This window comes from Streptomyces sp. WMMB 714 (genome assembly GCF_900090125.1).
Taxonomy (GTDB): Bacteria; Actinomycetota; Actinomycetes; order Streptomycetales; family Streptomycetaceae; genus Streptomyces; species Streptomyces daqingensis.
The window spans coordinates 199,120-221,418 of the sequence record NZ_FMHJ01000004.1; the positions used below are offsets into that span (position 1 = coordinate 199,120).

General features: G+C 73.6%; 23 protein-coding genes. 8 read left to right on the forward strand and 15 right to left on the reverse strand.

Annotated features, from left to right (window positions below; all coding sequences use genetic code 11):
- Positions 1-81: 81 nt before the first annotated feature.
- Positions 82-753, forward strand: coding sequence for a TetR/AcrR family transcriptional regulator (locus H181DRAFT_RS08615; protein WP_045863948.1), 672 nt, complete (start codon positions 82-84; stop codon positions 751-753).
- A gap of 202 nt (positions 754-955) precedes the next feature.
- Here the strand turns inward: H181DRAFT_RS08615 and H181DRAFT_RS08620 are convergent, their stop codons facing one another.
- On the reverse strand, positions 956-1,615 hold the full coding sequence (locus H181DRAFT_RS08620; protein ID WP_045863697.1) for an FMN-dependent NADH-azoreductase: 660 nt from the start codon (positions 1,613-1,615) through the stop codon (positions 956-958).
- 168 nt (positions 1,616-1,783) lie between these two features.
- Between H181DRAFT_RS08620 and H181DRAFT_RS08625 the strand changes: the two genes are divergently transcribed.
- From H181DRAFT_RS08625 to H181DRAFT_RS08635, 3 genes are read left to right on the forward strand one after another with little or no spacing between them, the layout of a single operon-like run.
- Positions 1,784-2,122: a winged helix-turn-helix transcriptional regulator gene (locus H181DRAFT_RS08625; RefSeq protein ID WP_045863949.1), complete on the forward strand. Its 339-nt coding sequence runs from the start codon at positions 1,784-1,786 to the stop codon at positions 2,120-2,122.
- A 51-nt stretch (positions 2,123-2,173) separates the two neighbouring features.
- Positions 2,174-3,304, forward strand: coding sequence for a hypothetical protein (locus H181DRAFT_RS08630; RefSeq protein ID WP_254666765.1), 1,131 nt, complete (start codon positions 2,174-2,176; stop codon positions 3,302-3,304).
- 14 nt (positions 3,305-3,318) lie between these two features.
- Positions 3,319-3,660, forward strand: coding sequence for a rhodanese-like domain-containing protein (locus tag H181DRAFT_RS08635; RefSeq protein WP_045863698.1), 342 nt, complete (start codon positions 3,319-3,321; stop codon positions 3,658-3,660).
- Between the two features lie 159 nt (positions 3,661-3,819).
- Here the strand turns inward: H181DRAFT_RS08635 and H181DRAFT_RS08640 are convergent, their stop codons facing one another.
- The 5 genes from H181DRAFT_RS08640 to paaA all read right to left on the reverse strand — a co-directional run bounded on the left by H181DRAFT_RS08640 (position 3,820) and on the right by paaA (position 7,649).
- Positions 3,820-4,986: a 2Fe-2S iron-sulfur cluster-binding protein gene (locus H181DRAFT_RS08640; RefSeq protein ID WP_045863951.1), complete on the reverse strand. Its 1,167-nt coding sequence runs from the start codon at positions 4,984-4,986 to the stop codon at positions 3,820-3,822.
- Between the two features lie 8 nt (positions 4,987-4,994).
- Positions 4,995-5,468: a 1,2-phenylacetyl-CoA epoxidase subunit PaaD gene (paaD, locus tag H181DRAFT_RS08645; protein ID WP_045863952.1), complete on the reverse strand. Its 474-nt coding sequence runs from the start codon at positions 5,466-5,468 to the stop codon at positions 4,995-4,997.
- Positions 5,469-5,536: 68 nt separating this feature from the next.
- A complete protein-coding gene (gene paaC / locus H181DRAFT_RS08650; protein WP_045863953.1) occupies positions 5,537-6,223 on the reverse strand; it encodes a 1,2-phenylacetyl-CoA epoxidase subunit PaaC in 687 nt (228 codons plus the stop codon).
- A gap of 80 nt (positions 6,224-6,303) precedes the next feature.
- Positions 6,304-6,591 (reverse strand): 1,2-phenylacetyl-CoA epoxidase subunit PaaB, encoded by a 288-nt coding sequence (paaB, locus tag H181DRAFT_RS08655; protein ID WP_045863699.1) that lies wholly within the window; start codon positions 6,589-6,591, stop codon positions 6,304-6,306.
- On the reverse strand, positions 6,588-7,649 hold the full coding sequence (paaA, locus tag H181DRAFT_RS08660; protein ID WP_045863954.1) for a 1,2-phenylacetyl-CoA epoxidase subunit PaaA: 1,062 nt from the start codon (positions 7,647-7,649) through the stop codon (positions 6,588-6,590). The genes paaB and paaA overlap by 4 nt, the downstream gene beginning before the upstream one ends.
- Positions 7,650-7,796: 147 nt before the next feature.
- On the opposite strand from paaA, the gene H181DRAFT_RS08665 reads away from it, so the two are divergent.
- The 3 genes from H181DRAFT_RS08665 to H181DRAFT_RS08675 all read left to right on the forward strand — a co-directional run bounded on the left by H181DRAFT_RS08665 (position 7,797) and on the right by H181DRAFT_RS08675 (position 10,820).
- Positions 7,797-8,501 carry a DUF5819 family protein gene (locus H181DRAFT_RS08665; protein WP_229711821.1) on the forward strand — a complete coding sequence of 235 codons (705 nt, stop codon included), beginning with the start codon at positions 7,797-7,799 and terminating at the stop codon, positions 8,499-8,501.
- Positions 8,502-8,716: 215 nt separating this feature from the next.
- Complete coding sequence (locus tag H181DRAFT_RS08670; protein WP_254666780.1) at positions 8,717-9,973, forward strand: HTTM domain-containing protein; 1,257 nt, start codon at positions 8,717-8,719, stop codon at positions 9,971-9,973.
- An 82-nt stretch (positions 9,974-10,055) separates the two neighbouring features.
- The gene (locus H181DRAFT_RS08675) at positions 10,056-10,820 is read left to right on the forward strand and encodes a TrmH family RNA methyltransferase (RefSeq protein ID WP_045863956.1); all 765 of its coding nucleotides are present in this window, start codon (positions 10,056-10,058) and stop codon (positions 10,818-10,820) included.
- 169 nt (positions 10,821-10,989) lie between these two features.
- Here H181DRAFT_RS08675 and H181DRAFT_RS08680 read toward each other — a convergent pair whose 3' ends face one another.
- The 9 genes from H181DRAFT_RS08680 to pdhA all read right to left on the reverse strand — a co-directional run bounded on the left by H181DRAFT_RS08680 (position 10,990) and on the right by pdhA (position 21,392).
- Entirely contained in the window at positions 10,990-11,562 is a 573-nt protein-coding gene (locus tag H181DRAFT_RS08680) for a bacterial proteasome activator family protein (RefSeq protein WP_045863701.1), read from the reverse strand.
- Positions 11,563-11,624: 62 nt separating this feature from the next.
- A complete protein-coding gene (locus tag H181DRAFT_RS08685; RefSeq protein ID WP_045863702.1) occupies positions 11,625-12,608 on the reverse strand; it encodes a hypothetical protein in 984 nt (327 codons plus the stop codon).
- Positions 12,609-12,701: 93 nt separating this feature from the next.
- Complete coding sequence (locus H181DRAFT_RS08690; RefSeq protein WP_045863957.1) at positions 12,702-13,691, reverse strand: NAD(P)H-quinone oxidoreductase; 990 nt, start codon at positions 13,689-13,691, stop codon at positions 12,702-12,704.
- Positions 13,692-13,931: 240 nt separating this feature from the next.
- A complete protein-coding gene (locus tag H181DRAFT_RS08695; protein WP_078895600.1) occupies positions 13,932-15,068 on the reverse strand; it encodes a potassium channel family protein in 1,137 nt (378 codons plus the stop codon).
- A 13-nt stretch (positions 15,069-15,081) separates the two neighbouring features.
- Positions 15,082-16,566: a molybdopterin molybdotransferase MoeA gene (locus H181DRAFT_RS08700; RefSeq protein WP_045863703.1), complete on the reverse strand. Its 1,485-nt coding sequence runs from the start codon at positions 16,564-16,566 to the stop codon at positions 15,082-15,084.
- Complete coding sequence (locus H181DRAFT_RS08705) at positions 16,563-17,618, reverse strand: NTP transferase domain-containing protein (RefSeq protein ID WP_074467779.1); 1,056 nt, start codon at positions 17,616-17,618, stop codon at positions 16,563-16,565. The genes H181DRAFT_RS08700 and H181DRAFT_RS08705 overlap by 4 nt, the downstream gene beginning before the upstream one ends.
- Before the next feature lie 2 nt (positions 17,619-17,620).
- A complete protein-coding gene (locus tag H181DRAFT_RS08710) occupies positions 17,621-19,108 on the reverse strand; it encodes a dihydrolipoamide acetyltransferase family protein (protein ID WP_045863704.1) in 1,488 nt (495 codons plus the stop codon).
- Positions 19,108-20,118, reverse strand: a complete 1,011-nt coding sequence (locus H181DRAFT_RS08715; protein ID WP_045863960.1) for an alpha-ketoacid dehydrogenase subunit beta — start codon at positions 20,116-20,118, stop codon at positions 19,108-19,110. Before H181DRAFT_RS08715 ends, H181DRAFT_RS08710 begins: the two co-directional genes overlap by 1 nt.
- 101 nt (positions 20,119-20,219) lie before the next feature.
- Positions 20,220-21,392, reverse strand: a complete 1,173-nt coding sequence (pdhA, locus tag H181DRAFT_RS08720) for a pyruvate dehydrogenase (acetyl-transferring) E1 component subunit alpha (RefSeq protein ID WP_045863961.1) — start codon at positions 21,390-21,392, stop codon at positions 20,220-20,222.
- A gap of 375 nt (positions 21,393-21,767) precedes the next feature.
- Between pdhA and H181DRAFT_RS08725 the strand changes: the two genes are divergently transcribed.
- Entirely contained in the window at positions 21,768-22,259 is a 492-nt protein-coding gene (locus tag H181DRAFT_RS08725) for an Lrp/AsnC family transcriptional regulator (RefSeq protein ID WP_045863962.1), read from the forward strand.
- Positions 22,260-22,299: the final 40 nt, after the last annotated feature.

Below are 22,299 nucleotides of genomic sequence, written 5' to 3' on the forward strand. Positions count from 1 at the left end.
AGTCAAGTGAGGAGTGCTCCCCACTTATGCGACGGTAGCAGGGAAGTGGGGAGTGCTCCACGGTCGGGTACGGTGCGCTGCGTGAGACGAGACGCGCAGCGGAACCGCGAGGCGGTCCTCGCGGCGGCCCGCGAGGTCTACGCGGAGCAGGGCGTCGAGGCGCCGCTCGACGTGATCGCCCGGCGGGCCGGAGTCGGCAACGCCACGCTCTACCGGCGCTTTCCGGACCGTGCGTCCCTCATCGAAGCCGTCTTCCACGACATGCTCACGGCCACCGTCGGGGCCGGTGAGGAAGCGCGCAGGGCGGAGGACCCCTGGAACGGGCTGGTCTCCTACGTCGAGCACCTCTTCGCGGGCCTCGCCGCCGACCGCGGCGCGACCGATCTGCTGACCACCGGCGTGGAGGGCGTGCCGACGCTGGACGCCCTCCACGCGCACAACGCCGAGACCTTCCGCGGGCTGCTGGCGCGATGCGTGACCGAGGGGACGGCGCGCGACGATCTCTCGGTCGAGGACCTGCTGTTCGCTCTGGCGGTGGTGGGACGTGCGGTCCCCGCAGCGGAGGCGGCCTCACCCGGCTCGTGGCGGCGGCTGCTGGCCCTGTTCGTCGACGGGCTGCGCAGGGAGGGGGCGTCGCCGTTGCCGGCGGAACCCCTCACCGGAGATCAACTGGCGGGTGCGCTGCGCGAGTTGCACGGCGGGCAGCGCGGCAGGCAGACGGGGTCCGGAGCAGGGGGCGCGGGGAGGGGCTGACCGGGGCCGGCGTCCGTCCTGTGCGCATGGCCTGCCCGTACGGACTGCCGTACCGCCTGCGCGGAACGCCGCCCCGCCCGTACGCCCGCGAGCCCGCCGGCAGGCGCCGGTGGGCTCGGTGGCCGGGTGGCTCGTGGGTCAAGGGACCCCGGGGGCCCGGGGTCCGAGGGCCCGGGGCCCGGTGACCCGTGCGGCCCGGTGCTCAGGCGGCCGCGGCGAGCCGGGCGGCGAGGTTCTTGGCGTGCGTCTCCGCCGCCTCGTGCGCCCGGGCACGTGAGACCTCCGCCTGGTCGACGAGGGACTCCATGCCTGGGGTGACGGGGGCCAGCGTGAGTTCGGGGACCACGAACTCCACGTCCAGGCCCATGACCTCGCCCAGGACCTTGCCCAGGTAGTTCTGCACGAACTCGAAGCTCTCGCGCGGGGTGCCGGGACCGTAGCCTCCGCCGCGGCTGGCCACCACCACGGTGGGGGTGCCCGCTCCGGAGGGCTTGTCCGTGCCCGCGGTGCGCCCCTGCAGGATCACGTGGTCGACCCACGCCTTCAGCGTCGAGGGGATCGTGTAGTTGTACATCGGCGCCCCGATCAGCACGGCGTCCGCCTCCTCGAGCTCCCGGGCCAGCCGGTCGCGGAGCGCGTAGGCGGCGGCCTGCTCGGGGGTGCGGTCGTCCGGTGCGGCGAAGCCGGCCGCCGCGGCCGTCTGGTCGAGGTGCGGCAGCGGGTCGGCCGCCAGGTCCCGGTGGACGACGGTGCCCTCCGGGTGCTGCTCCTCCCACGCGGTGCGGAACGACGCGGCGACGGCGCGCGAGACGGAACCCTCCTGCGGGAAGAGCGAGGAGTCGATGTGAAGCAGGGTCGGCATGAGGGAAGCTCCTTAGGATGCGTAAGCAGGTGCTCTTTAGTGCTGCAACTATTGATAACACAGGAGCTTACTTTTTTTCATCCCCTTGTCCCGGCGCAGTACCCTTGAGCCATGGCAGAGCCCGGGAACCAGACGCAGGGGGAAGCGGCGCCCGCTGTCGAGCAGTGCATGGCGCCCGAGAGCGGGATCACGCGGGTCTTCCAGATGCTGGGCAAGCGCTGGACCGGACTGGTCCTGGCCGCGCTCATGAACGGGCCGGGCCACTTCGCGCAGCTCCGCCGCGCGGTACCGGGCATCAGCGAGCGGATGCTCTCCGACCGGCTGAGCGAGCTGGGCGCGCTCGGCCTGGTCGTACGGACCGTGGAGGAGGGCCCGCCGCTGCGGGTCAGCTACCGGCTCACCGACGCGGGCCTGGCGCTCAAGCCCGCGATGACCGAGCTCACGCGCTGGGCGGACGCGCACCTGCCCGACGAAGCGGCCGGCTGCCCGCAGGAGTTCCGCGCGTGATCCGCGCAGGCGCGCTGGGAAGGCCGGACGCCCTTCCGTAGGGTGGGCCCGATGAAAGCGAACCCGGAAGCGCAAGCCGAAGAGCCGGAGCAGCCCGGGCAGCCGGACGACACAGGGCAGCCGGACGGCGTGCCCGGCCCTGCCGGATCACCGGAGCAGCCGCCCGCCCCGGAGGGGGACGGGCAGGCCCCGGAGCCGAGCACGGAGCGGCTGGAGCGGGCGGTACGGGCCGCCGAGACCGCGCTGATCGAATACGAGATCGCGGTGGAGACGTTCCGCATCGAGATCGAGAACTTCTCCCGCCTGCACCACCAGCGCCTCGGCCCCATGTACGCGCGCCTGGACGAGCTGGACGCGAGCATCGCCGAGGTCGTCGCGGCGATCAGCGGCGACCCGGACGACCTGCGCAAGGCGCGGGAGCTGCGGGCGGCGGTGCTGCCGATGCCCCGGGTCGAGGAGCTGTTCCACGGCTGGATCGACTCCGAGGGGCTTTCGCCCGAGGCTTCCGCCATGCTCACCGAGCGGAACGTACGGCCGCCGAGCCGGGTGCGTCCCAGCGAGGAGGCGCGCAAGGCGTACCGGGAGCTGGTCCGCAAGGCCCATCCCGACCTGGCGCAGGAGGAGGCGGAGCGCAAACGGCGCGAGGAGTTCCTGGTACGCGTCAACAATGCCTACGGGGACGGCGACACGGACGCACTGCGCGAACTGCTGGAGGAGTGGGAGGCAGGGCCGCGCGAGGAGGAACCCGAAGCGCGGCTGCCGCAGAGCGAGTTGCTGTACGCCCGGCTGGAATGGCTGGCGGAGCGCAAGGAGGCGCTGACCGCCATGGTGGCCGAGATGGAGCAGAGCGCGATCGGCGCGATGCTGAAGATGGCCCCGGACGACCCCGACAAGCTGCTGGAGGAGATCGCCGAGCAGCTGCTGGAGCAAGTGGCCGAGCGGGAGGCGGAGTTGGGGCGCCTGACCGAGGTGATGAAAGCCGGCGGAGCGGTGCAGCCGGAAGGCGAGCCGTCCGCAGCGGCGGGCTCGGCCCCGGCGGACGTGCCTGCGGGGGACGTGTCCGCGCCGGCCCCGGCGGGCGGACCCGAAGCCGCGGAGAGTGCGGACGGCGCCGCCGCCCCCGGTGCGGACAGCGGCCGCGGCGGCGCGGGTGACGCCGGCACGGCCACGGAAGAGAACTGAGAGAGAGCCGAGCAATGCAGAACGGTCAGTTGCCGCAGGTCGACATCGCGTCGGTGCCCGCGGACGCCCTGTTGCTGGACGTCCGCGAGGACGACGAGTGGGCCGCGGGCCGCGCCGAGGGCGCACTGCACATCCCCATGAGCGAATTCGTCGGCAGGGTCGGTGAGTTGACCGAGCGCGCAGGCGAGGGCGAGCGGGTCTACGTGGTCTGCCGCGTGGGCGGGCGCTCGGCCCAGGTCACGCAGTATCTGCGCCAGCAGGGCGTCGACGCGGTGAACGTGGACGGCGGCATGCTCGCCTGGGAGGCGGCGGGACGCCCCCTCACCGGCGACACGGACCCGGCGCACGTCGCCTGACGGTCTCTCCTGACGGCCCGCGCCGACAGGTGCCGCGGACAGGCAAGGCGCCGCACGCAGGCAGAGCGCCGCACGCAGGACGGGAGCAGCGCGGTCCGGCGTCCCCGCTCCTGGCCCCGCGCCTTGGCACCGGCCCGGGCCTTGAAACCTGTCCCGGCCTCAGCCGTCGAAGTCCACCTCCACCGCTGCCGTGAGGGGACGCGACTGGCAGGCGAGCACGTACCCCGCCTCCAGCTCGTCCTCCTCCAAGGCGTAGTTGCGCTCCATGTGGACGTCGCCCGAGACCAGACGCACCCGGCAGGTGCCGCACACGCCGCCCTTGCACGCGAACGGTGCGTCGGCGCGGTGGCGCAGCACCGTCTCCAGCACGGACTCGCCCTCGGCCATCGGCCAGGATCCCGAACGTCCGTCGAGAGTGGCCGTGACCGCGGCGGCGCGGGCAGCGGCTGCGCCGTCCGCCCCGGCACCCGGCGAACCTGCCGCCCGCGGACCGGTGCCCGGCACCCGGGCCCCCTCGCCGGCACCTGTCGGGGCGTCGGTGACGTGGAAGATCTCCTGGTGGATGCGGCCCCGCGGTACGCCCAGCTCGCGCATCGCCCGCGACGCCCCCTCGACCAGGCCGAGCGGGCCGCACAGATACCAGCCCGCGATCTCCTCGACGGGGAGCAGCGCGGGCAGAAGCTGCTTCAGCCGCTCCGTGTCGAGACGGCCGGACGGCAGGCCGCTCTGCTGCTCCTCCCGGGAGAGCACGGTGACGAGTTGGAAGCGGTGCGGGAAGCGGTCCTTGAGGTCGGCCACCTCCTCCAGGAACATCGTCGACGCCGTCGACCTGTCGCTGCGGATCAGGCAGAAGCGCGCCTCGGGCTCGCGCGCGAGGAGCGTGGCGGCGATGGAGAGCACGGGAGTGATGCCGCTGCCGCCCACCACGGCGGCGAAGTGGCCGGGCCGGGGTTCGAGGACGAACCTGCCGGCGGGCGGCAGGACGTCCACCATGTCGCCCGGGGCCAGCTCCTTCACCGCGTAGGTGGAGAAGTCGCCGCCCTCGATGCCGCGTATGCCGACGCGCAGCGTCTCCGGCGCGTCCGAGGCGGGGGCGCACAGTGAGTACGTCCGCCGGACCTCCGCGCCCGTGTACGCCGCAGAGCCCGCATCGTCTCCCGCCGAACCGCCGGTGCCTTCGCCGCGGTGCCGGCGCAGGGCGATGTGCTGGCCGGGCGCGTAGCCGTACAGGGAGCGCAGCTCGGGCGGCACGGCGATGGTCAGTGCGACCGAGTCGTCCGTGAGCCGGTCGACGGATGCGACCCGGAGTGCGTGGAAGGTGCTCACGGCGCCGCTCACACCTCCTTGAAGTGGTCGAACGGCTCCCGGCACGCCTCGCAGCGGCGCAGCGCCTTGCAGGCTGTGGAGGAGAACCGGCTGATCAGGCTCGTCTCGGTCGAACCGCAGTTGGGGCAGCGGATGGCCAGCGTGAGCGGGACGGGCCCGGAGCCGCCGGAGGAACCGCCGCGAGGCGGTGCGATGCCGGCCTCGGAGAGCTTGCGGCGCCCCTCGGCCGTGATGTCGTCCGTGCTCCACGGGGGAGCGAGGACGGTGCGCACGGAGACCTCCGCGACGCCGTGCTCCCGCAGAGCCTGCTCGATGTCCGCGGCCATGGTCTCGATCGCGGGGCAGCCGGTGTACGTCGGAGTGATCTCGACCTCGACGGGGCCGCCGGGAGTGCGCTCCCGAACGGCCCGCAGCACACCCAGCTCGGCGAGTGTCACCACGGGGAGTTCGGGGTCGGGGACGGAGCCCGCCACCGCGGACAGCTCCTCCGGACGCCGCCCGGCGGCGGACGCGGAGGTCCCGGCGCCTGCCGTGCCGCGCGCCGTGCCGGTCACCACGACGCCCCCGGGTGGCTGCGGTGGAGGTGCTGCATCTCCGCGAGCATCCGCCCGAACGGCTCGGTGTGCAGGCCCTGACGGCCCGCGCCCGCCGCCCACGCCCCGCTCTGCGGGCTGTCCGGAACCGTGAGGGTGGCGGACGTCAGTACGCGCGTGACCCGCTCCGTCCAGCCCGCTCTCAGCGCCGCCCAGTCGACCGCGCCCACGGGCGCCGGCCCCGGCAGCGGCTCGAACAGCTCGCCCGTGTACCTCCACAGGCCGTCCACGGCCCGCTGCGCACGGGCGTGGCTCTCCTCCGTGCCGTCACCGAGCCGGAGCGTCCAGTGCTCGGCGTGGTCGCGGTGGTACTCGGCTTCCTTGACGGCCTTCGCGGCGAGCGGATCGCCGAGCTCCGCGAGCTGGCCGAAGAGCAGCTCCTGGTAGGCGGAGAAGTACAGCTGGCGGACCATCGTGCAGGCGAAGTCGCCGTTGGGCTGCTCCACGAGCTGGCAGTTGCGGAAGGACCGTTCCTCGCGCAGGAAGGCGAGTTCGTCCTCGTCGCCGAGTTCGGAGTAGAGCACCCGCGCCTGACCGAGAAGGTCGAGGGCGATGTTGGCCAGCGCCAGCTCCTCCTCCAGCACCGGCGCGTGACCCGCCCACTCCCCCAGCCGGTGCGAGAGGACGAGCGCGTCGTCGGCCAGCGGAAGGAGCGGGCTGCCGAGCGCCGCCGCCTCCGTGCGCGTGGCTGCCCCGTCGTCGGCAGGGGCGTCCTGGGAACGCGTCACAGGTTCCGCACCCCTTCCGGTACTTCGTAGAACGTGGGGTGGCGGTACGGCTTGTCCGCGGCGGGCGCGAAGAAGGGGTCCTTCTCGTCGGGGGAGGACGCGGTGATCGCCTCGGACGGCACCACCCACACGGAGACGCCCTCCGAGCGGCGCGTGTAGAGATCGCGTGCGTTGCGCAGCGCCAGTTCGGCGTCGGGCGCGTGCAGGCTGCCCGCGTGAGTGTGCGACAGGCCGCGCCTGCTCCTCACGAACACCTCCCACAGAGGCCAGTCGCTGCTGCTCATCGTGGGCTCACCGCCGTCTCCCCGTCGTGCTGTCCCTGGCTCTGTGTCTGCGGCTGTGTCTGCGGCTGGGCCTGTGCCGGGGCCGCTGGCCGGCCTGTGCCGCGCTTCGCCGCGTACGCCGCGGCCGCATCCCGCACCCAGGCGCCGTCCTCGTGCGCCTGCCTGCGGCGGCCGATCCGCTCCTCGTTGCACGGCCCGTTGCCCTGCAGCACCTGGCGGAACTCCTCCCAGTCGATCGGGCCGAAGTCCCAGTGGCCCCGCTCCTCGTTCCAGCGCAGATCGGGGTCGGGGAGGGTCAGGCCGAGCGCTTCGGCCTGCGGCACGCAGATGTCGACGAAGCGCTGGCGCAGCTCGTCGTTCGAATGACGCTTGATCTTCCAGGCCATGGAGCGGCCGCTGTGCGCGGACTCGTCGTCCGGCGGGCCGAACATCATCAGCGACGGCCACCACCACCGGTCCACGGCGTCCTGCGCCATGGCGTGCTGGGCCTCGGTGCCGCGGCTCAGCGCGAGCAGCAACTCGAAACCCTGCCGCTGATGGAAGGACTCCTCCTTGCAGACGCGGATCATCGCCCGGGCGTACGGCCCGTAGGAGCAGCGGCACAGCGGCACCTGGTTCGTGATCGCGGCGCCGTCGACGAGCCAGCCGATGGCGCCCACGTCCGCCCAGGTCAGAGTCGGGTAGTTGAAGATCGAGCTGTACTTCTGGCGGCCCGAGTGCAGCTTGTCCAGCAGCTCCTCGCGGCTGGTGCCGAGAGTCTCCGCGGCGCTGTAGAGATACAGGCCGTGGCCCGCTTCGTCCTGCACCTTGGCCATCAGGATCGCCTTGCGGCGCAGCGACGGGGCGCGGGTGATCCAGTTCGCCTCCGGCTGCATCCCGATGATCTCGGAGTGCGCGTGCTGGGCCATCTGCCGGACCAGCGTCTTCCGGTATTCGTCCGGCATCCAGTCCCGCGGTTCGATCCGCTCGTCCGCGGCGATCGCGCCCTCGAAATCCGCAAGCGGGTCCGCGGGACCCTCGGAGCTCTGTGCGCCTTCGCCGAGCAGCACCGATGTCATCTCGACCCCCTTGCCGACGGCCGAAGCCGCGCCGCCTACCGACCGATCGTTCGGTTCAATGGTGAGGTGCGGCCCCATAGGGTGTCAAGGCTCGAATAATCTCTGAGGCCGTACCTCGGGACATGGACGTGGGGAGCAGGGGAGGGCATGGAGCCAGCAGAGCAGCAGGCACCGCCGCCGGAGAGCGGCGGGCGGCCTGGGGAGGCGCGCGGCGGAGGTCACGCGGCCATGTCGCTGCCCGCGCGCATGATCATGGCTGTCTCCGTGGCGGCGGTGGCCGTCGCCGTGGCCGTCCACCTGGTGATGGTCTTCCTGCACGTCGCGCCCTCGAACACCATGACCAAGAAGCACGGTCAGGGTGTCGACGACTACATCTACCCGGAATTCGAACAGAACTGGAAGCTGTTCGCGCCCAACCCGCTGCAGCAGAACATAGCCGTGCACGCCCGCGCGAAGGTCGCCAAGCCCGACGGCGGCACGGAGACGACCGGCTGGGTCAACCTCTCCGCCATGGACGGCGAGGACATCGACCACAACGTCGCCCCCAGCCACATCCAGCAGAACGAGCTGCGCAGGGCGTGGGAGTTCTACAACGGTTCGCACGACGACAAGGGCAAGCCCGTCGGACTGCGGGGCGATCTGTCCGAGACCTACATCAAGCGAATAGTGATGCTCCGCTTCGGTACCGAGCTCAACGGCGGCACGGTGGAGCGCATCCAGGTCCGCTCCGCGACCACGCCGGTGGCGCCGCCGCCCTGGAGCGACGAGAAGGCGGACACGAAGACCGACTACCGGGTCCAGCCCTGGTGGCAGGTCGGCAGCGCGGACATTCCGGGGGGCTGGGAGAAGTGAGCGAGCAGTACGGACCCCACGGCGAGCGCACCGGCGGGCCTTCCTGGGCCGGCGGCCGTGCAGAGGCCCCGCCCGCGGACGGCGGGCAGCACACCCCCTACGCGGACGGCCCTCCCCACGCGGGCAGCGAGCAGCAGCCCACGCGCACCGACCCGTACGAGAGCCGGAACCACCCTCCGGCCGGGGACGCCCCCCACCCCCCTGAACCTGGGGCCCTGCCCGGCGAAGCCGCGGACGGTGCGAACCCGCCCGACAGCGCGTTCGCACGGGGCGTCGCCCGCATCACCGGGAGCGCCCTCGCTCCCTACCAGACGGCGATCGTCCGGATCGGCTTCGCCGCCACCTGGCTCTTCTTCCTCCTGCGCGAACTGCCGCACCGCCACGAGCTGTACGGACCGGACGGCCCGTGGGGCTGGAACCTGGCGGACAGGCTCGTCGAGTCGAACCATGCCTTCACCGTCCTGCTCTGGACGGACAGCACCGCCTGGTTCGAGTTCGTGTACGTCCTGGCGATCCTCTCCAGCGTCACGCTGCTGATCGGCTGGCGCTCCCGCACGTCGTCCGTGCTGTTCATGATCGGCGTGCTGTCGCTGCAGAACCGCAGCGTGTTCATGGGCGACGGCGGCGACAACGTCATCCATCTGATGGCGATGTACCTCGTGCTCACCCGGTGCGGCCAGGTGTGGTCCCTCGACGCGCGCCGCCTGCGCCGCCGCGGCGGCGGAGACGGCCGGGCCGTGCAGTCGGACGCGGTCGGCGTCGTGCTGTGGGCCGTCTTCGGCGCGGTGATGGTCGGGGCGACGGCCCTCGGCGGGCTGAGCATCGGCTGGGGCCTGTTCTTCTGGGCGCTGTGGGCGTCGCAGGCCGTGTGGCGCCTGGCCGGCCGGTACGCGCCGCACAGCGAGGTCCGCACCGTGTGCGACATGCTCGCCAACCTCGTGCACAACGCGGCGCTGCTGGTCATCGTCGTCGAGGTCTGCCTGATCTACTCGACGGCCGGCTGGTACAAGATCCAGGGGTCCCGCTGGCAGGACGGCACGGCCGTCTACTACCCGATGAACCTGGACTACTTCTCGCCCTGGCCCGAGCTGAACTCCGTCCTGGCGGGCAGCGGCCTCCTGATGCTGCTCATCACCTACGGCACGGTCGCCGTCCAGGTGGCCTTCCCGTTCGCGCTCTTCAACCGGCGTGTGAAGAACGTGCTGCTCGCCGCCATGATCACCGAGCATCTCAGCATCGCCGTGCTGCTGGGGCTGCCGTTCTTCTCGATGGCGATGGTCGCGGCGGACGCGGTGTTCCTGCCGACCGCCGCGCTGCTGTGGATGGGCGCGCGCGCCTCGGGGGGCCGGAAGCGGCTCCTGTCCCGGCTGGGCAGGCCCGGCACCGGCGCGGACGGAAACGCCGGCGCTGACGACGACGGCCGGTCCGCCGTGCCGCGCCAGCGGTCCGGCGAGAACGTGTCCGTACGCTGACCCGCATGACAGGACGACCGGCCGCGTGAACGACGTGCACGACGGGCAGGGGGCCGCCGAGCCCCCTGCCGGGACGGAGGCGCTGCTGCGGCAGTGGCGCGCGACGTCGGCCGACAGCGTGCTGCTCGACGGCTTCCACGCCCTGAAGCACGCGCTGCGGTTCGAGGCGCGGGTTCCGCTCGCCCTGGCCGCGGACCGTCGCGCGGTGCTCGCGCTGGCGGAGGAACTCGCCCCCGACCTGACCGGCCCGCTGTCGCAGATGCTGCGCGAGGTGCCCGCTGAGACGCTGAGCGGGCTCGTGCCGCGCCCGCATCCGACCGGCGTCGCCGCGCTGGCCGTCCGGGGCAGTGGACGCTCCGGGGGATCGCTGACCCGTACGCCCGCCGGCGGTGCGCCCCATGACGTCCGCACGGCACCGGTCGTGGTGCTCGACAACCCCCGCCACCTGGGAAACGTCGGTGCGGTGATCCGGCTCGCCGCCGGGGCCGGGGCGGCGGGAGTGCTCACCACCGGCAGTGTCGATCCCTGGCACCCGAACGTGGTGCGGGCCAGTGCCGGACTGCACTTCGCGACGGTGGTCGAGCAGTGCGAGCCGGAAGCTCTGCCGTCCGGTCCGCTCTTCGCACTGGACCCGGAGGGCGAGGACATCCGCACGATCGCGCTGCCCGACGACGCGCTCGTCGCCTTCGGCTCCGAACGGCACGGCCTGTCCGCCGCACTCCGGGACCGCGCCGACCACCTGCTCGCCCTGCCCATGCAGCCGCAGGTCTCCAGCTACAACCTGGCCACCAGCGTGGCCATGACGCTCTACCACTGGATGGCGGGGCGCCCGCCGGCCGGGGACTGAACCCGCAGACCCGCACACCACGCCCTTCACGCCCCTACGGGCCCGCTCGTGCGTTCGCCGTACACAGCCCGTACAAACCTGTACAGCCCGTACCGAGCAGGCCCGTGCCCGCCGTAACGCCCAGACGGGGACGGCGCTCCCAGGCAGCTGGACGCTCCGTCGGAGCTGCTCAGAGGTAGGGCCCGCCCGAGCGGGGCGACCGGCCGGACTCCTGGTCCCCGAGGATGCCCTCCTCCGGGAGGCTGCCGGGGGGCAGCGCCCTGCGCATCTGCTCCAACTGCGCGCGGGCGGCCATCTGCTGTGCGAACAGGGCGGTCTGGATGCCGTGGAAGAGACCTTCGAGCCAGCCGACCAGCTGTGCCTGCGCGATGCGGAGTTCGGCCTCGGTCGGCACGGAGCCGTCGGTGAACGGCAGCGAGAGCCGCTCCAGCTCCTCGATCAGCTCGGGGGCGAGGCCGTCCTCGAGCTCCTTGATCGAGCTGGTGTGGATCTCCTTCAGCCGTACGCGGCTCGCCTCGTCGAGCGGAGCGGACTTCACCTCTTCGAGCAGCTGCTTGATCATGCTGCCGATCCGCATGACCTTCGCGGGCTGCTCGACCATCTCCGTGACGGGAACCTCAGCCTGCTCGTCGTCCTCCCCGCCACCGCCCTTGGGGTCGGCGCTGCCGAGAGCCATGCCGTCCGGGCCGACGACCAGGACCTGCTGGTTCTCCCGCTGACGTTCGTTGCTCGGCTGTGTCATGCCCCCATTCTGCATGTCCGGTGCCGGCGGGCGGGACCGAGGTCCGAACACGGGGGCGGCCGTCATCCGCGGCGCAGTCTCAGCGCGAGCAGGCCCAGTCCGAGGCCGATGGAAGTCAGCCCGGCGCCCAGCGGGAGGACGGGGGAGACCCTGTGCGCGGCCGGTGACCCCGCCTCCTGCTCCGTGCCGCCCGGTGCGTCCCCTTCCGGGCCGCGACCCGGCACGTCGGCGTCACCGTCACCGTCGCCGAATACGCCGCCCTCGACGCTGGTGTCCCAGTCGTGCCCGTTCCGCTTGCGGTGCCCGGGCCCGTGGTCGCCGTCCTCGTGGCCGCCGCCCTTCGAAGCCGCTTCCCGGCCGGAGTCCGCCCGGCGTTCCGCGCGGCCGTGCGACCTGTCCGGCCCGGGCTCGCCGTCCGGACGGCCCGCCTCCGGGGGGCGGTCGCGGGCGTCGTGGCGGCCGCCCGCGGTCCCCCCGCTGTGGTGGGGGCGCGGGGACGAGGAGTGCGGGTCCGTGCCGGGCGTTCGCACGGAGCCGGATGAGCCGGACGAGCCGGAGGACGCGGAGGAGCCCGATGACGCGGACGAGCCGGAGGGCGGGTCCGGCCGGCGGGAGCCCTCCTGGGAGTCCCCGGCCGGCGGGCTGCCCTGTTCGGCCCGGCCGTGCTGACGTCCGCCCTGGGGGGACGGGGCCGAAGTGCCGTCGTCGTCCGGCGACTTCTCCGCCTCCCGGATCCCGGAGACGGCGGTGACGGACCGCTGCGCGGACCGGGTGGTGAGGACGGGCGCTCCCGCCACGGACCCCGCCTCGCTCACCAGCCCCCGGATTCCGGCGAGGCGGTCCTCGTCACGCACGGCGCCGGTGCCCGCCCGCACGGAACCGGCGGCGTCCGCGACGACCCGGCCGACGTCCGCGGAGCGCGCCGGTCCGCCGGGCTGCGGCTGCCTGTGCGGTGCGGACGCCGCGCTGGTGAGGGGCGTGACCAGCAGTACGACTGCACAGGGCAGCAGGGCGGTCGCGCGGAGTTTGTGGCGTCCGTGCCTCACGGCAGAGACCCTCCCGGGACGGTGGTCCAATAATGCAATCAGCGTTACATAGTTGGACAAAACCGGCATCCGGGAGGGTCGGTGCGGGGTCTGCTACGACTCCGGTTGCGAGGTCAGCAGGATCTTGCCGATGTGGCTGCTCTCCTCCAGCGCACGGTGGGCGTCGGCGGCCCGGCTCATCGGCAGCGTGCGGTCGACCACCGGCTTCACGCGCCCGTCGGCCAGCAGCGGCCAGACGTGCTCCTTCACGGCCGCGACGATGGCCGCCTTCTCGGCAGCCGGGCGGGCACGCAGCGAAGTCGCGGTCACCGCCGCCCGCTTGGACAGCAGCGCGCCCAGGTTGAGTTCGCCCTTCACGCCGCCCTGCAAGCCGATGATCGCGAGGCGGCCGTTGAAGGCGAGGGCCTTGACGTTCTTCTCCAGGTACTTGGCCCCGATGATGTCGAGGATGACGTCGGCGCCCTGTCCGTCGGTGGCGGCCCGAAGCTCCTCGACGAAGTCCTGCTCGCGGTAGTTGATCAGGATGTCGGCGCCGAGCTCGGCGCACCGGTCGAGCTTCTCCTTGCTGCCGGCGGTCACCGCGACCCGTGCGCCGACCGCCTTCGCCAGCTGGATCGCCATGGTTCCGATGCCGCTGCCGCCGCCGTGGACGAGAAGGGTCTCGCCGGGACGGAGGTGAGCGACCATAAAGACGTTCGACCAGATCGTGCTGGTCACCTCGGGCAGCGACGCGGCCGTCGTCAGGTCGATGCCGTCCGGGACGGGCAGGAGCTGGCCGGTGGGGACGGCGACCTGCTCGGCGTAGCCACCGCCGCCGAGCAGCGCGCAGACCTCGTCGCCGACCGCCCACGTGCTGACCCCCGGGCCGAGCGCCGTGATGCGCCCGGAGCACTCGAGTCCGGGATACGGGGAGGCGCCGGGCGGGGGGTCGTAGAAGCCCTGCCGCTGCAGCAGGTCGGCGCGGTTCACGGCGCTCGCCGCGACCTCGACGAGCACCTCGCCCTCGGCCGGTTCGGGGGCGGGGACCTCGGCCCATACGAGGGCGTCGGGTCCGCCGGGTTCGGGGATGGTGACGGCGTGCATCGTGGAATTGGACGTACCCATGGGGCCGACGCTACTCCCAGGCCGCCGCCGAACGGCACCGCCCCGCTGGGCACTTCCGGCGCCCGTCCGTCCGCCCGGACCGCAACTGCCGCCCCGTGCCCGGCGCGAGAGCCGTACCGGCCGTCCGTCCGGAACCGCCCTGTGCGCATGCGCCGCGCAGCCGGCGGGCCGGGTACGGAGCGGGCCCGGCGGCGGACGGCCGGGTGCGTCGAGGGCTCGTCACCTGCCTCCGCCGCGCTCCTTCCGCCAGAACCCGACGCCGCCCGCGCCGCCCGGCCCCCCGGGGCCTCCCGTTCCGCCCGTCCCGCTGTGCGTCGGATCGGAGCCGGAGGTGGGGCCGCCGGGATGCGGCGTGGAGGACCGGTGGATCACCACGATCCGGTCGGTGGACTGCAGCGGATCGGCTTCGGGGTTGTCGTAGCCGAGGAGCCTGTGGCCCCGGACGACCGTCACCACGAGGTCCTTGCACTCCCTCGGAGCGCGGCCCACCTCGGCCTTGGTGACGGGGCGTTCGTTGAGGCTGAGCCCGGAGCCCTGCTGGATGAGGTCCTCCATGACGGAGCTGGCGTGCGGGCTCAGCACGGAGAGGCCGAGGAGGCGTCCCGCAGCGCTCGCGCTGGTGATGACCGAGTCGGCGCCGGACTGGCGCAGCAGCGGCACGTTCTCCTCCTCCCGCACCGCGGCGACGATCTTGAGGCGCGGGTTGAGCTGACGCGCGGTCAGCGTCACGAGCACGGCGGTGTCGTCGCGCTGCGTCGCGATGACGATCTGCTTGGCGCGCCGCACCTCGGCGCGGGCGAGGACGTCGCTGCGGGTGGCGTCGCCCGCGACGCTCACGTAGCCCTCGTCGTTCGCGGCCTTCGCCACGTGGTGGTTGGGGTCGATCACCACTATCCGGTCCCGGCCGACACCGGTGGAGAGCAGCGTCTGAGCCGCAGAACGGCCCTTCGTGCCGAAGCCGACGACGACGGTGTGGTCGCGCAACTGGGACCTCCAGCGGGACAGGCGCCACTGCTCGCGGGTGCGGTCCGTGAGCGCCTCGAGCGTGGTGCCGATGAGGATGATCAGGAAGAGGACTCGGAGCGGCGTGACGAGCAGGATGTTCGCGATGCGTGCCCCGTCGCTGACGGGGGCGATGTCGCCGTATCCCGTCGTGGAGAGCGTGACGGTCGTGTAGTAGACGCAGTCGAGGAAGCTGACGCTCTCGTCTGCGTTGTCGTGGTAGCCGCCGCGGTCGAAGTAGACGATGAGGACGGTCGACGCCAGCACCAGGAACGCGGCCAGAAGCCGTCTGCCGACCTGGAGTTGGGGGCTGACCTCGGAGCGGGGCAGCAGAACGCGGTACTGGTCTGTCACGTGAGTACGTTACTCACCAGCCGTGCCAGGGGAGCGGCAGCAGCGAAACCCGCGACCCGGCGGTCGCCCCACCGGGCGGTACGACGGCCAGCGCGGTCGCGGTGGCGATGCCGCGCAGCATGGCCGGCCCGTTGTAGAGCAGCGGACGGGCGTGTGACTGCTCCGGTGAGTGGACGACCGGCACGAGCCTGGTGTCGCGCGGATGGCCCTGCACTCCGTCGCTGAGCGGAGCGGACGGCGGCGTCCCGGCGGGGCGGTCCGCGAGCGTGCGGATCAGCGGCGCCGCGAGCGTCATCAGCCCGGAGAGCGCGGCGAGCGGGTTCCCCGGCAGGCCCACGAGGTACGGGCCCGAGCCGTCCGGCTGCCGGCTGCCGCGCCCCGCGGGGAGGCGCGCCAGCAGCATGGGATGTCCGGGCCGGACCTGCACGCCCTCGACGAGGAGGCGCGCGTTCGCACGGGCGAGGGTGGGGCGCAGGTGGTCGACGGGGCCGCGCGCGGTGCCGCCCGTGGTGACGAGGACGTCGGCCGTGGTCGTGGACACCGCCTCGTGGAGCGCTTCGGCGTCGTCGCCGAGCCGCCTGGTGACCAGGACGTCCGCGCCGAGCGCCGTGAGCCACGGCTCGACCATCGGCCCGAGCGCGTCGCGGATGCGCCCGTCACGGGGGACGCCCTTGTGCAGCAACTCGTCGCCCAGCACGAGGACTTCGGCACGAGGACGTCCGGTGACGGTGAGCCGGTCGTACCCGGCGGCGGCCGCCAGGCCCAGTACGGCGGGGGTGACGGAGGTCCCGGCGGGCAGCAGGCGGTCCCCCGAGCGGCACTCCTGGCCGCGTGGACGGACGTCCGCACCGGGCTGCGGCCTGTGCGTGGCGCGCAGCCGGGTCCCGTCGAGCTCGCCGTGCTCGCGGCGCAGCACCGCGCTCGCGCCCGGCGGTACGCGCGCTCCCGTCGCGATGCGGACGGCGCGCCCGTCGGGCAGGGTGCGCGGGCGGCGCCGGTCGCCGGCGAGGAGGCCGTGGCCGTCGGGGCGTTCCCCTTTGGCGAGTTCCCACGGGCCGGGGCCGGAGACGGCCCAGCCGTCCATGGCCGAGGTGTCGAAGGAAGGCAGGTCGGTGAGGGCGTCGAGAGGCGCCGCGAGCGTGTGGTTCAGCGCCTGGCCCAGGGGGAGGGTGCACGACGGCAGGGGGCCGGCGACGCGGGAGGCGTACGTACGGGCGTCGGGCCAGGGGAGGTCGTGCGCGTGGGCGTCGCGCTCGCCCCCGGGTGCTGTGCGGCGGGTCCCGCCGCCGCGTCCGGATTCCCCGGCGGGGCGTCCGCCCGGTCCGCCGTGGCAGCCGCCGGGCGCAGGGGACGAACGACCCGCCGTCGCGGATGTCCCCGCCGGGCCGGGCGTGCCTGCCGCGCGCGCCGAGGCGCCGGCTCGCGCGGTGGCGTCGCGCCGGCGTGCGGAGTCGTTGGCCAGCGCCAGCGCCTCGTCGAGCTCGTCGGAACCGCTCATCGGCCGCCGTCGGCTTCCCCGGCCGGTCCTGCTTCCTCCGCCTCGGCCGCCCAACGCGCGGCGAGCTGCACGGCTTTGCGGGAAGCTTCCGCGACGTCCTGCGCCGAACCGCCCCGCATGGCAGCCGCGTAGCCCACGAGGAAGGTCGTCAGGGGTGCGGCCGGGCGGGCCACGCCGTGGGCGGCGTCGCGGGCCAGGTCCAGGAGCATGGCGGTGTCGACGTCGAGTTCGACGCCGAGTTCGGCCTTCGCGGCGGTCATCCACTCGTCCAGCACGGTGTCACGCTCCCTGATGCGTGCCCTCGCGGCGGCGACGTCGTCCCAGGTGTCGCAGTCGAGGGCGTCGGATGTGTCGGACGACGCGCGTACGCGACGAAGTCTCAGCTCAGGAAGGAGAAGCCGCAAGGGGAGACCGTGGAGACTTCCGTACTCGGTGTGCAGCAGCGCCAGTTCACGGCGGAGCGATTCGGCGCGGTAGGCGGCGAGGAGGGGCTGGTCGCGGCCGTCGTCGACGAGGGCCCCTTCGCAGCCCGCGAGCTCGTCCCCCGCGTCCTCCGCCCGCGCCGCGTCCGCGGCCCGCGCCGCACTCTGCGCACGTTCCGCGCCGCCGCCTCCCGGCCAGGGCCCGGGCTCGGCGTCGACCCCGGCCAGCAGCGTCCGGACGGTCTCCTCGCGCAGGAACGGCAGGTCCGCGGAGAGGACGAGGACCAGCGGCTCGGTGGTGTGCCGCAGTCCCGCGTCGAGCGCCGCGAGGGGGCCGCCGCCCGGCGGCTCCTCGCGCACCCACGTCACCGGCCGCGGCGTCGGCCTGCGCGGGCCGACGACGACCGTGGCCGTCGCGTCCGCGCACGCCGACAGGACGCGGTCGAGCAGCGGCCTGCCGCCTACGGTCACGGCGGGCTTGTCGGCGCCGCCGAGACGCCTGGCGCCGCCGCCGGCGAGGACGACGGCGTCGTGTCTGCGGACGGGGGCGTTCCCGCGGGGGGAACCCCTCCCGTCCTCGGGGCGGGCGCCCTGGGGGCGCGGACTGCCGGTGGGGACGTCGGATGTCACGCCTAGAGCGTACGGAGCAGCACCGCCGGGTGTTCCACGCAGTCCGCCACGTACCGCAGGAACCCGCCCGCCGTGCCTCCGTCGCACACCCGGTGGTCGAAGGTGAGCGACAGCTGCACCACGTGGCGTACGGCCAGCTGCCCGTCCACCACCCACGGCTTCTCCGTGATGCGCCCGACGCCGAGCATCGCGGACTCGGGGTGGTTGATGATCGGCGTCGAGCCGTCCACACCGAAGACCCCGTAGTTGTTCAGGGTGAAGGTGCCTCCCGTCATCTCCCTGGGCGTGAGGGTGCCCTGACGGGCCGACTCCGTCAGCCGGGACATCTCCGCCGTCAGCCCGTCCGCGTCGAGGGCGTGGGCGTCCCGCACCACGGGGACGACGAGCCCGCGGGGCGTCTGGGCGGCGAAGCCGACGTGCACGTCCGGGTGGCGGAGGACTTCCCGGGCGTCGGTGTCGACCGTGGAGTTCAGCTCGGGGAAGCGGGAGAGCGCGGCCGTGCAGACGCGGGCCAGGAGCGCCAGCAGCGAGACCTTGCCGGTGCCGTGGGCCGCGCCGTGGTCGTTCATGGCGCGGCGTGCGGCGAGCAGCTCCGTCGCGTCCGCGTCGACCCAGCAGGTCGCGTCGGGGATCTCGCGGCGGCTCCGGGAGAGCTTGTCGGCGACCGTGCCGCGGAAACCGGTGAGCGGAATGCGGGTGGGCGCCCGGCCGGTCGTCTGCGCGGCCTGCTGCGGTGCGGCTCCGGCCGCGCCCGCTGCTGTGCCGTCCGCCGTGCCGTATGCCACCGGAGCCGCGTCGGCGCGGGAGCGGGCGGCGCGCTCGACGTCCGCGCGCAGGATCAGGCCCTCCGGGCCGGAACCCGGGATGCCGCGCAGGTCGAGGCCGTGCTCCCGTGCGAGACGCCGCACGAGCGGTGAGATGACGGCGACGGGGCCCTGCCGGGGCGTCGGGTGGGACGGTTCGACGGGCGCGGCCTGTGCGGCCTGTGCAGTCTTCGCGGGCGGCTCGGCCTGCGCGGGCGGCGACGCCGGAAGCGCGGTGCCCACGCCGCCGCGTGCCTTCCCGTCCGCCAGGTGGAAGCCGTCGACGGGACGGGTTCGGCGGCGGCGGCCGGCGGAGCCCGCCGTGCCGTAACCGACCAGCACGTTTCCGGAACCGTCCGAGCCCTCCGAGCCGTCGGCGGCGGACTTGGATCCGGCGGGACCGGCGCTCCCGGCGGCACCGTTCGCCCCCGCCTCCTCGGAAGCCCCGACGGCCACCGAGAGCAGGGGCGCCCCGACGGGAAGCTCCGCGCCCTCGTCGCCGTAGCGGGCGGTGACCACGCCGCCGTACGGGCAGGGCACCTCCACCAGCGCCTTCGCCGTCTCGACCTCGACCACCGGCTGGTCGACGGCCACGACGTCGCCGACGGCGACCATCCACCGCACGACCGTCGCCTCCGTCAGCCCCTCGCCCAGGTCGGGCAGGTTGAACTCGCGTACGGACGCCATCAGCGCACCCCTCCCTCGGGCGCCCCCCCCCCCCGCCATTCGCTCTCCCACTGCAGCCGGGAGACCGCGTCGAGAATCCGGTCCACGTCGGGAAGATGATGCTTCTCCAGCATCGGCGGCGGATAGGGGATGTCGAAGCCCGATACGCGGAGCACGGGCGCCTCCAGGTAGTGGAAGCAGCGTTCGCCGATGCGGGCCGCCAGCTCCCCGCCCGGGCCGGCGAACCCCGCCGACTCGTGGACGACCACGGCGCGGCCCGTGCGGCGCACCGACTCCACCACGGTCTCCTCGTCGAAGGGCACGAGCGACCGCAGGTCGACGACCTCCAGGTCCCAGCCCTCGTCCCGCGCCGCGGCCTCGGCGGCCTCCAGGCAGACGGGGAGCGACGGCCCGTACGTGACGAGCGTCGCCGACGTGCCCGCCCGGCGGACGCACGCCCGCCCGATCTCCGGCACGCTCTCCGGCTGCTCCGGCGACCAGTCGGCCTTGCTCCAGTAGAGCCGCTTGGGCTCCAGGAAGAGCACCGGGTCGTCGCTGGCGATGGAGCGGCGCAGCAGCCCGTAGGCGTCGGCGACCGTCGCCGGCGTGACGACGTGCAGCCCGGGCGTCGCCATGTAGTACGCCTCGGACGAGTCGCTGTGGTGCTCGACGCCGCCGATGCCGCCGCCGTAGGGCACGCGCACCGTGATCGGCATGGGCAGCCGGCCGCGCGTGCGGTTGCGCATGCGGGAGACGTGCGAGACGAGCTGCTCGAAGGCCGGGTAGGCGAACGCGTCGAACTGCATCTCGACGACCGGCCGCAGCCCGTACATCGCCATGCCCACGGCGGTGCCGAGGATCCCGGCCTCCGCGAGCGGGGTGTCCGTGCAGCGGTCCTCGCCGAACTCCTTCGTCAGGCCGTCCGTCACGCGGAAGACACCGCCGAGCGCGCCCACGTCCTCACCGAGCACGTGTACGGACGGGTCCTCCGCGAGGGAGTCCCGCAGCGCGCGGTTGAGGGCCTGCGCCATGGTCGACGGCTTGCGTGCCGCCGGGGGCCGCTGCGCCTCGGCCGCCGGCGCCGCCTCGCCGCCGGTTCCGGCGTTCACCGATGCGCCCGTCGCCGTACCCATCAGGAGTTCCCCCTCGTGCTTCCGGAGCGGTCAGCGGTGCTTGGGGCCGCTGACGCGTCGTGTTCGGCGTCGAGTTCGGCGCGGAGCTGCCGGGCCTGCTGCTCCAGCTGCGGCGTGCGGTGCTCGAAGACGTGGTCGAAAAGCTCCATCGGCTGCAACTCCGGATCCCGGTTCATGCGTTCGCGCATATCCCGTGCCATCGCCTCGGCCGCTTCGGCGGCCTGCCGCGCGCCCTCGTCGTCCAGCAGCTCCCGGGAGCGCAGTTCACGCTCCATCAGCGCCACCGGGTCGTGCTCACGCCAGGCCTCGACCTCGGCGGCCTCGCGGTAGCGGGTGGCGTCGTCGGCGTTGGTGTGCGCGTCCACCCGGTACGTCACCGCCTCGACCAGGGAGGGGCCCTCGCCACGGCGGGCGCGCTCGACCGCCTCGCCGAGCACCTGGTGGACGGCCGCCGCGTCGTTGCCGTCGACCAGCCGCCCCGGCATGCCGTAGCCCACGCCCTTGTGGGCGAGGCTCGGCGCCGCGGTCTGCTTCGCCAGCGGTACGGAGATCGCGAAGCCGTTGTTCTGCACGAGGAACACGACGGGGGCCTGCCAGACCGCGGCGAAGTTCAGCGCCTCGTGGAAGTCCCCCTCGCTGGTGCCGCCGTCGCCGACCATCGCGAGCGCCACGACGTCGTCGCCCTTGAGGCGGGCGGCGTGCGCCAGGCCCACCGCGTGCGGAAGCTGGGTGGCGAGCGGCGTGCTGAGGGGGGCCACGCGGCCGGCGCGCGGGTCGTATCCGTTGTGCCAGTCACCCCTGAGCAGCGACAGCACCTCCACCGGGTCCAGGCCCCGGGCGACGGCGGCCAGGGTGTCCCGGTAGCTCGGGAAGAGCCAGTCCTGCTCGCGCAGCGCCAGGGCCGCGGCGACCTCCGCGGCCTCCTGGCCGGTCGAGGAGGGGTAGACGGCGAGCCGGCCCTGCTTGGTCAGGGCCGTGGCCTGCTGGTTGTAGCGGCGTCCGCGCACCAGCCGGCCGTAGAGCTCCAGCAGCAGGTCGCCGTCGAGCTGCGCCCCGGTGCCGAGCAGCCGGTAGGGCTCCTGGTCGGGCAGGAGCGGGGCGGGGTCACGGCGAGGACGCCAGGCCGGGGGCGGGGCCAGGTGGTAGGACCCGGACTGCTCGAGGACCGTCACGACGAGCACCTCCTCGTGGGGGTGGCTGGTGGGCACGGAACGACAGGGAAGCGGTCGGCTCCCCTACCGATTGTTCGGTCGCCGGGGCGTTTTGGCCACAGGCGGCCCCAGCCTGTGGACAACTTGAGCGTGTGAACGTTCGATGGGAGCAGGACGTCCAGCGAGGGGAGGCCACCGGGCATGCCGGACGGACAGATTGCCAACACGTCCAGCGCCCCCGGCGGCGACGGCGGTCCCGGCCCGGGCGCCGGGCAGGCCGGCGGCCGCGACGGCAGGGAGCAGATCCCTCAGCCACCGCAGCAGCCCCGGCAGCAGTCCTCGGAGCAACGCCCGGAGCAGCCCCCGCAGCAGCCGGAGGGGGAGTCCTTCCGTCCGCTGCCGCAGCCGCTGCCGCAGCCGTCGCTGGAGACGAGACCCCCGGCGCGGCCCCTCGATCCGGTCGACCGGAACATCCTGCGTCTCCTGCGTGCGGACGGGCGGATGTCCGTACGGGCCCTCGCGGACCAGGTGCACGTGTCGCGCGCCAACGCGTACGCCCGCATCAACCGGCTCGTGGACGACGGCGTCATCCGCGGCTTCAGCGCGAGGATCGACGAGGAGCGCGCCGGCCAGGGCGCGTCCGCGTACATCACTCTGAAGATCGTGCAGGACTCCTGGCGCAGCGTCCGCGAGCAGCTGCTGAGGCTGCCGGGCGCCGCGCACATGGCGCTGGTCAGCGGGGACTTCGACGTGCTGCTGCTGGTGCACACCGCCGACAACAGGTCGCTGCGGGACCTGGTGCTGACCCGCATCCAGTCGATCCCCGAGGTGATCAGCACCAGGACGCTGCTGGTCTTCGAGGAGACGGACCTCGAACCGGAGATCTGACGGCCCGGGATCCGCACCGCGAGCCGCCCGCCCCTCCCCT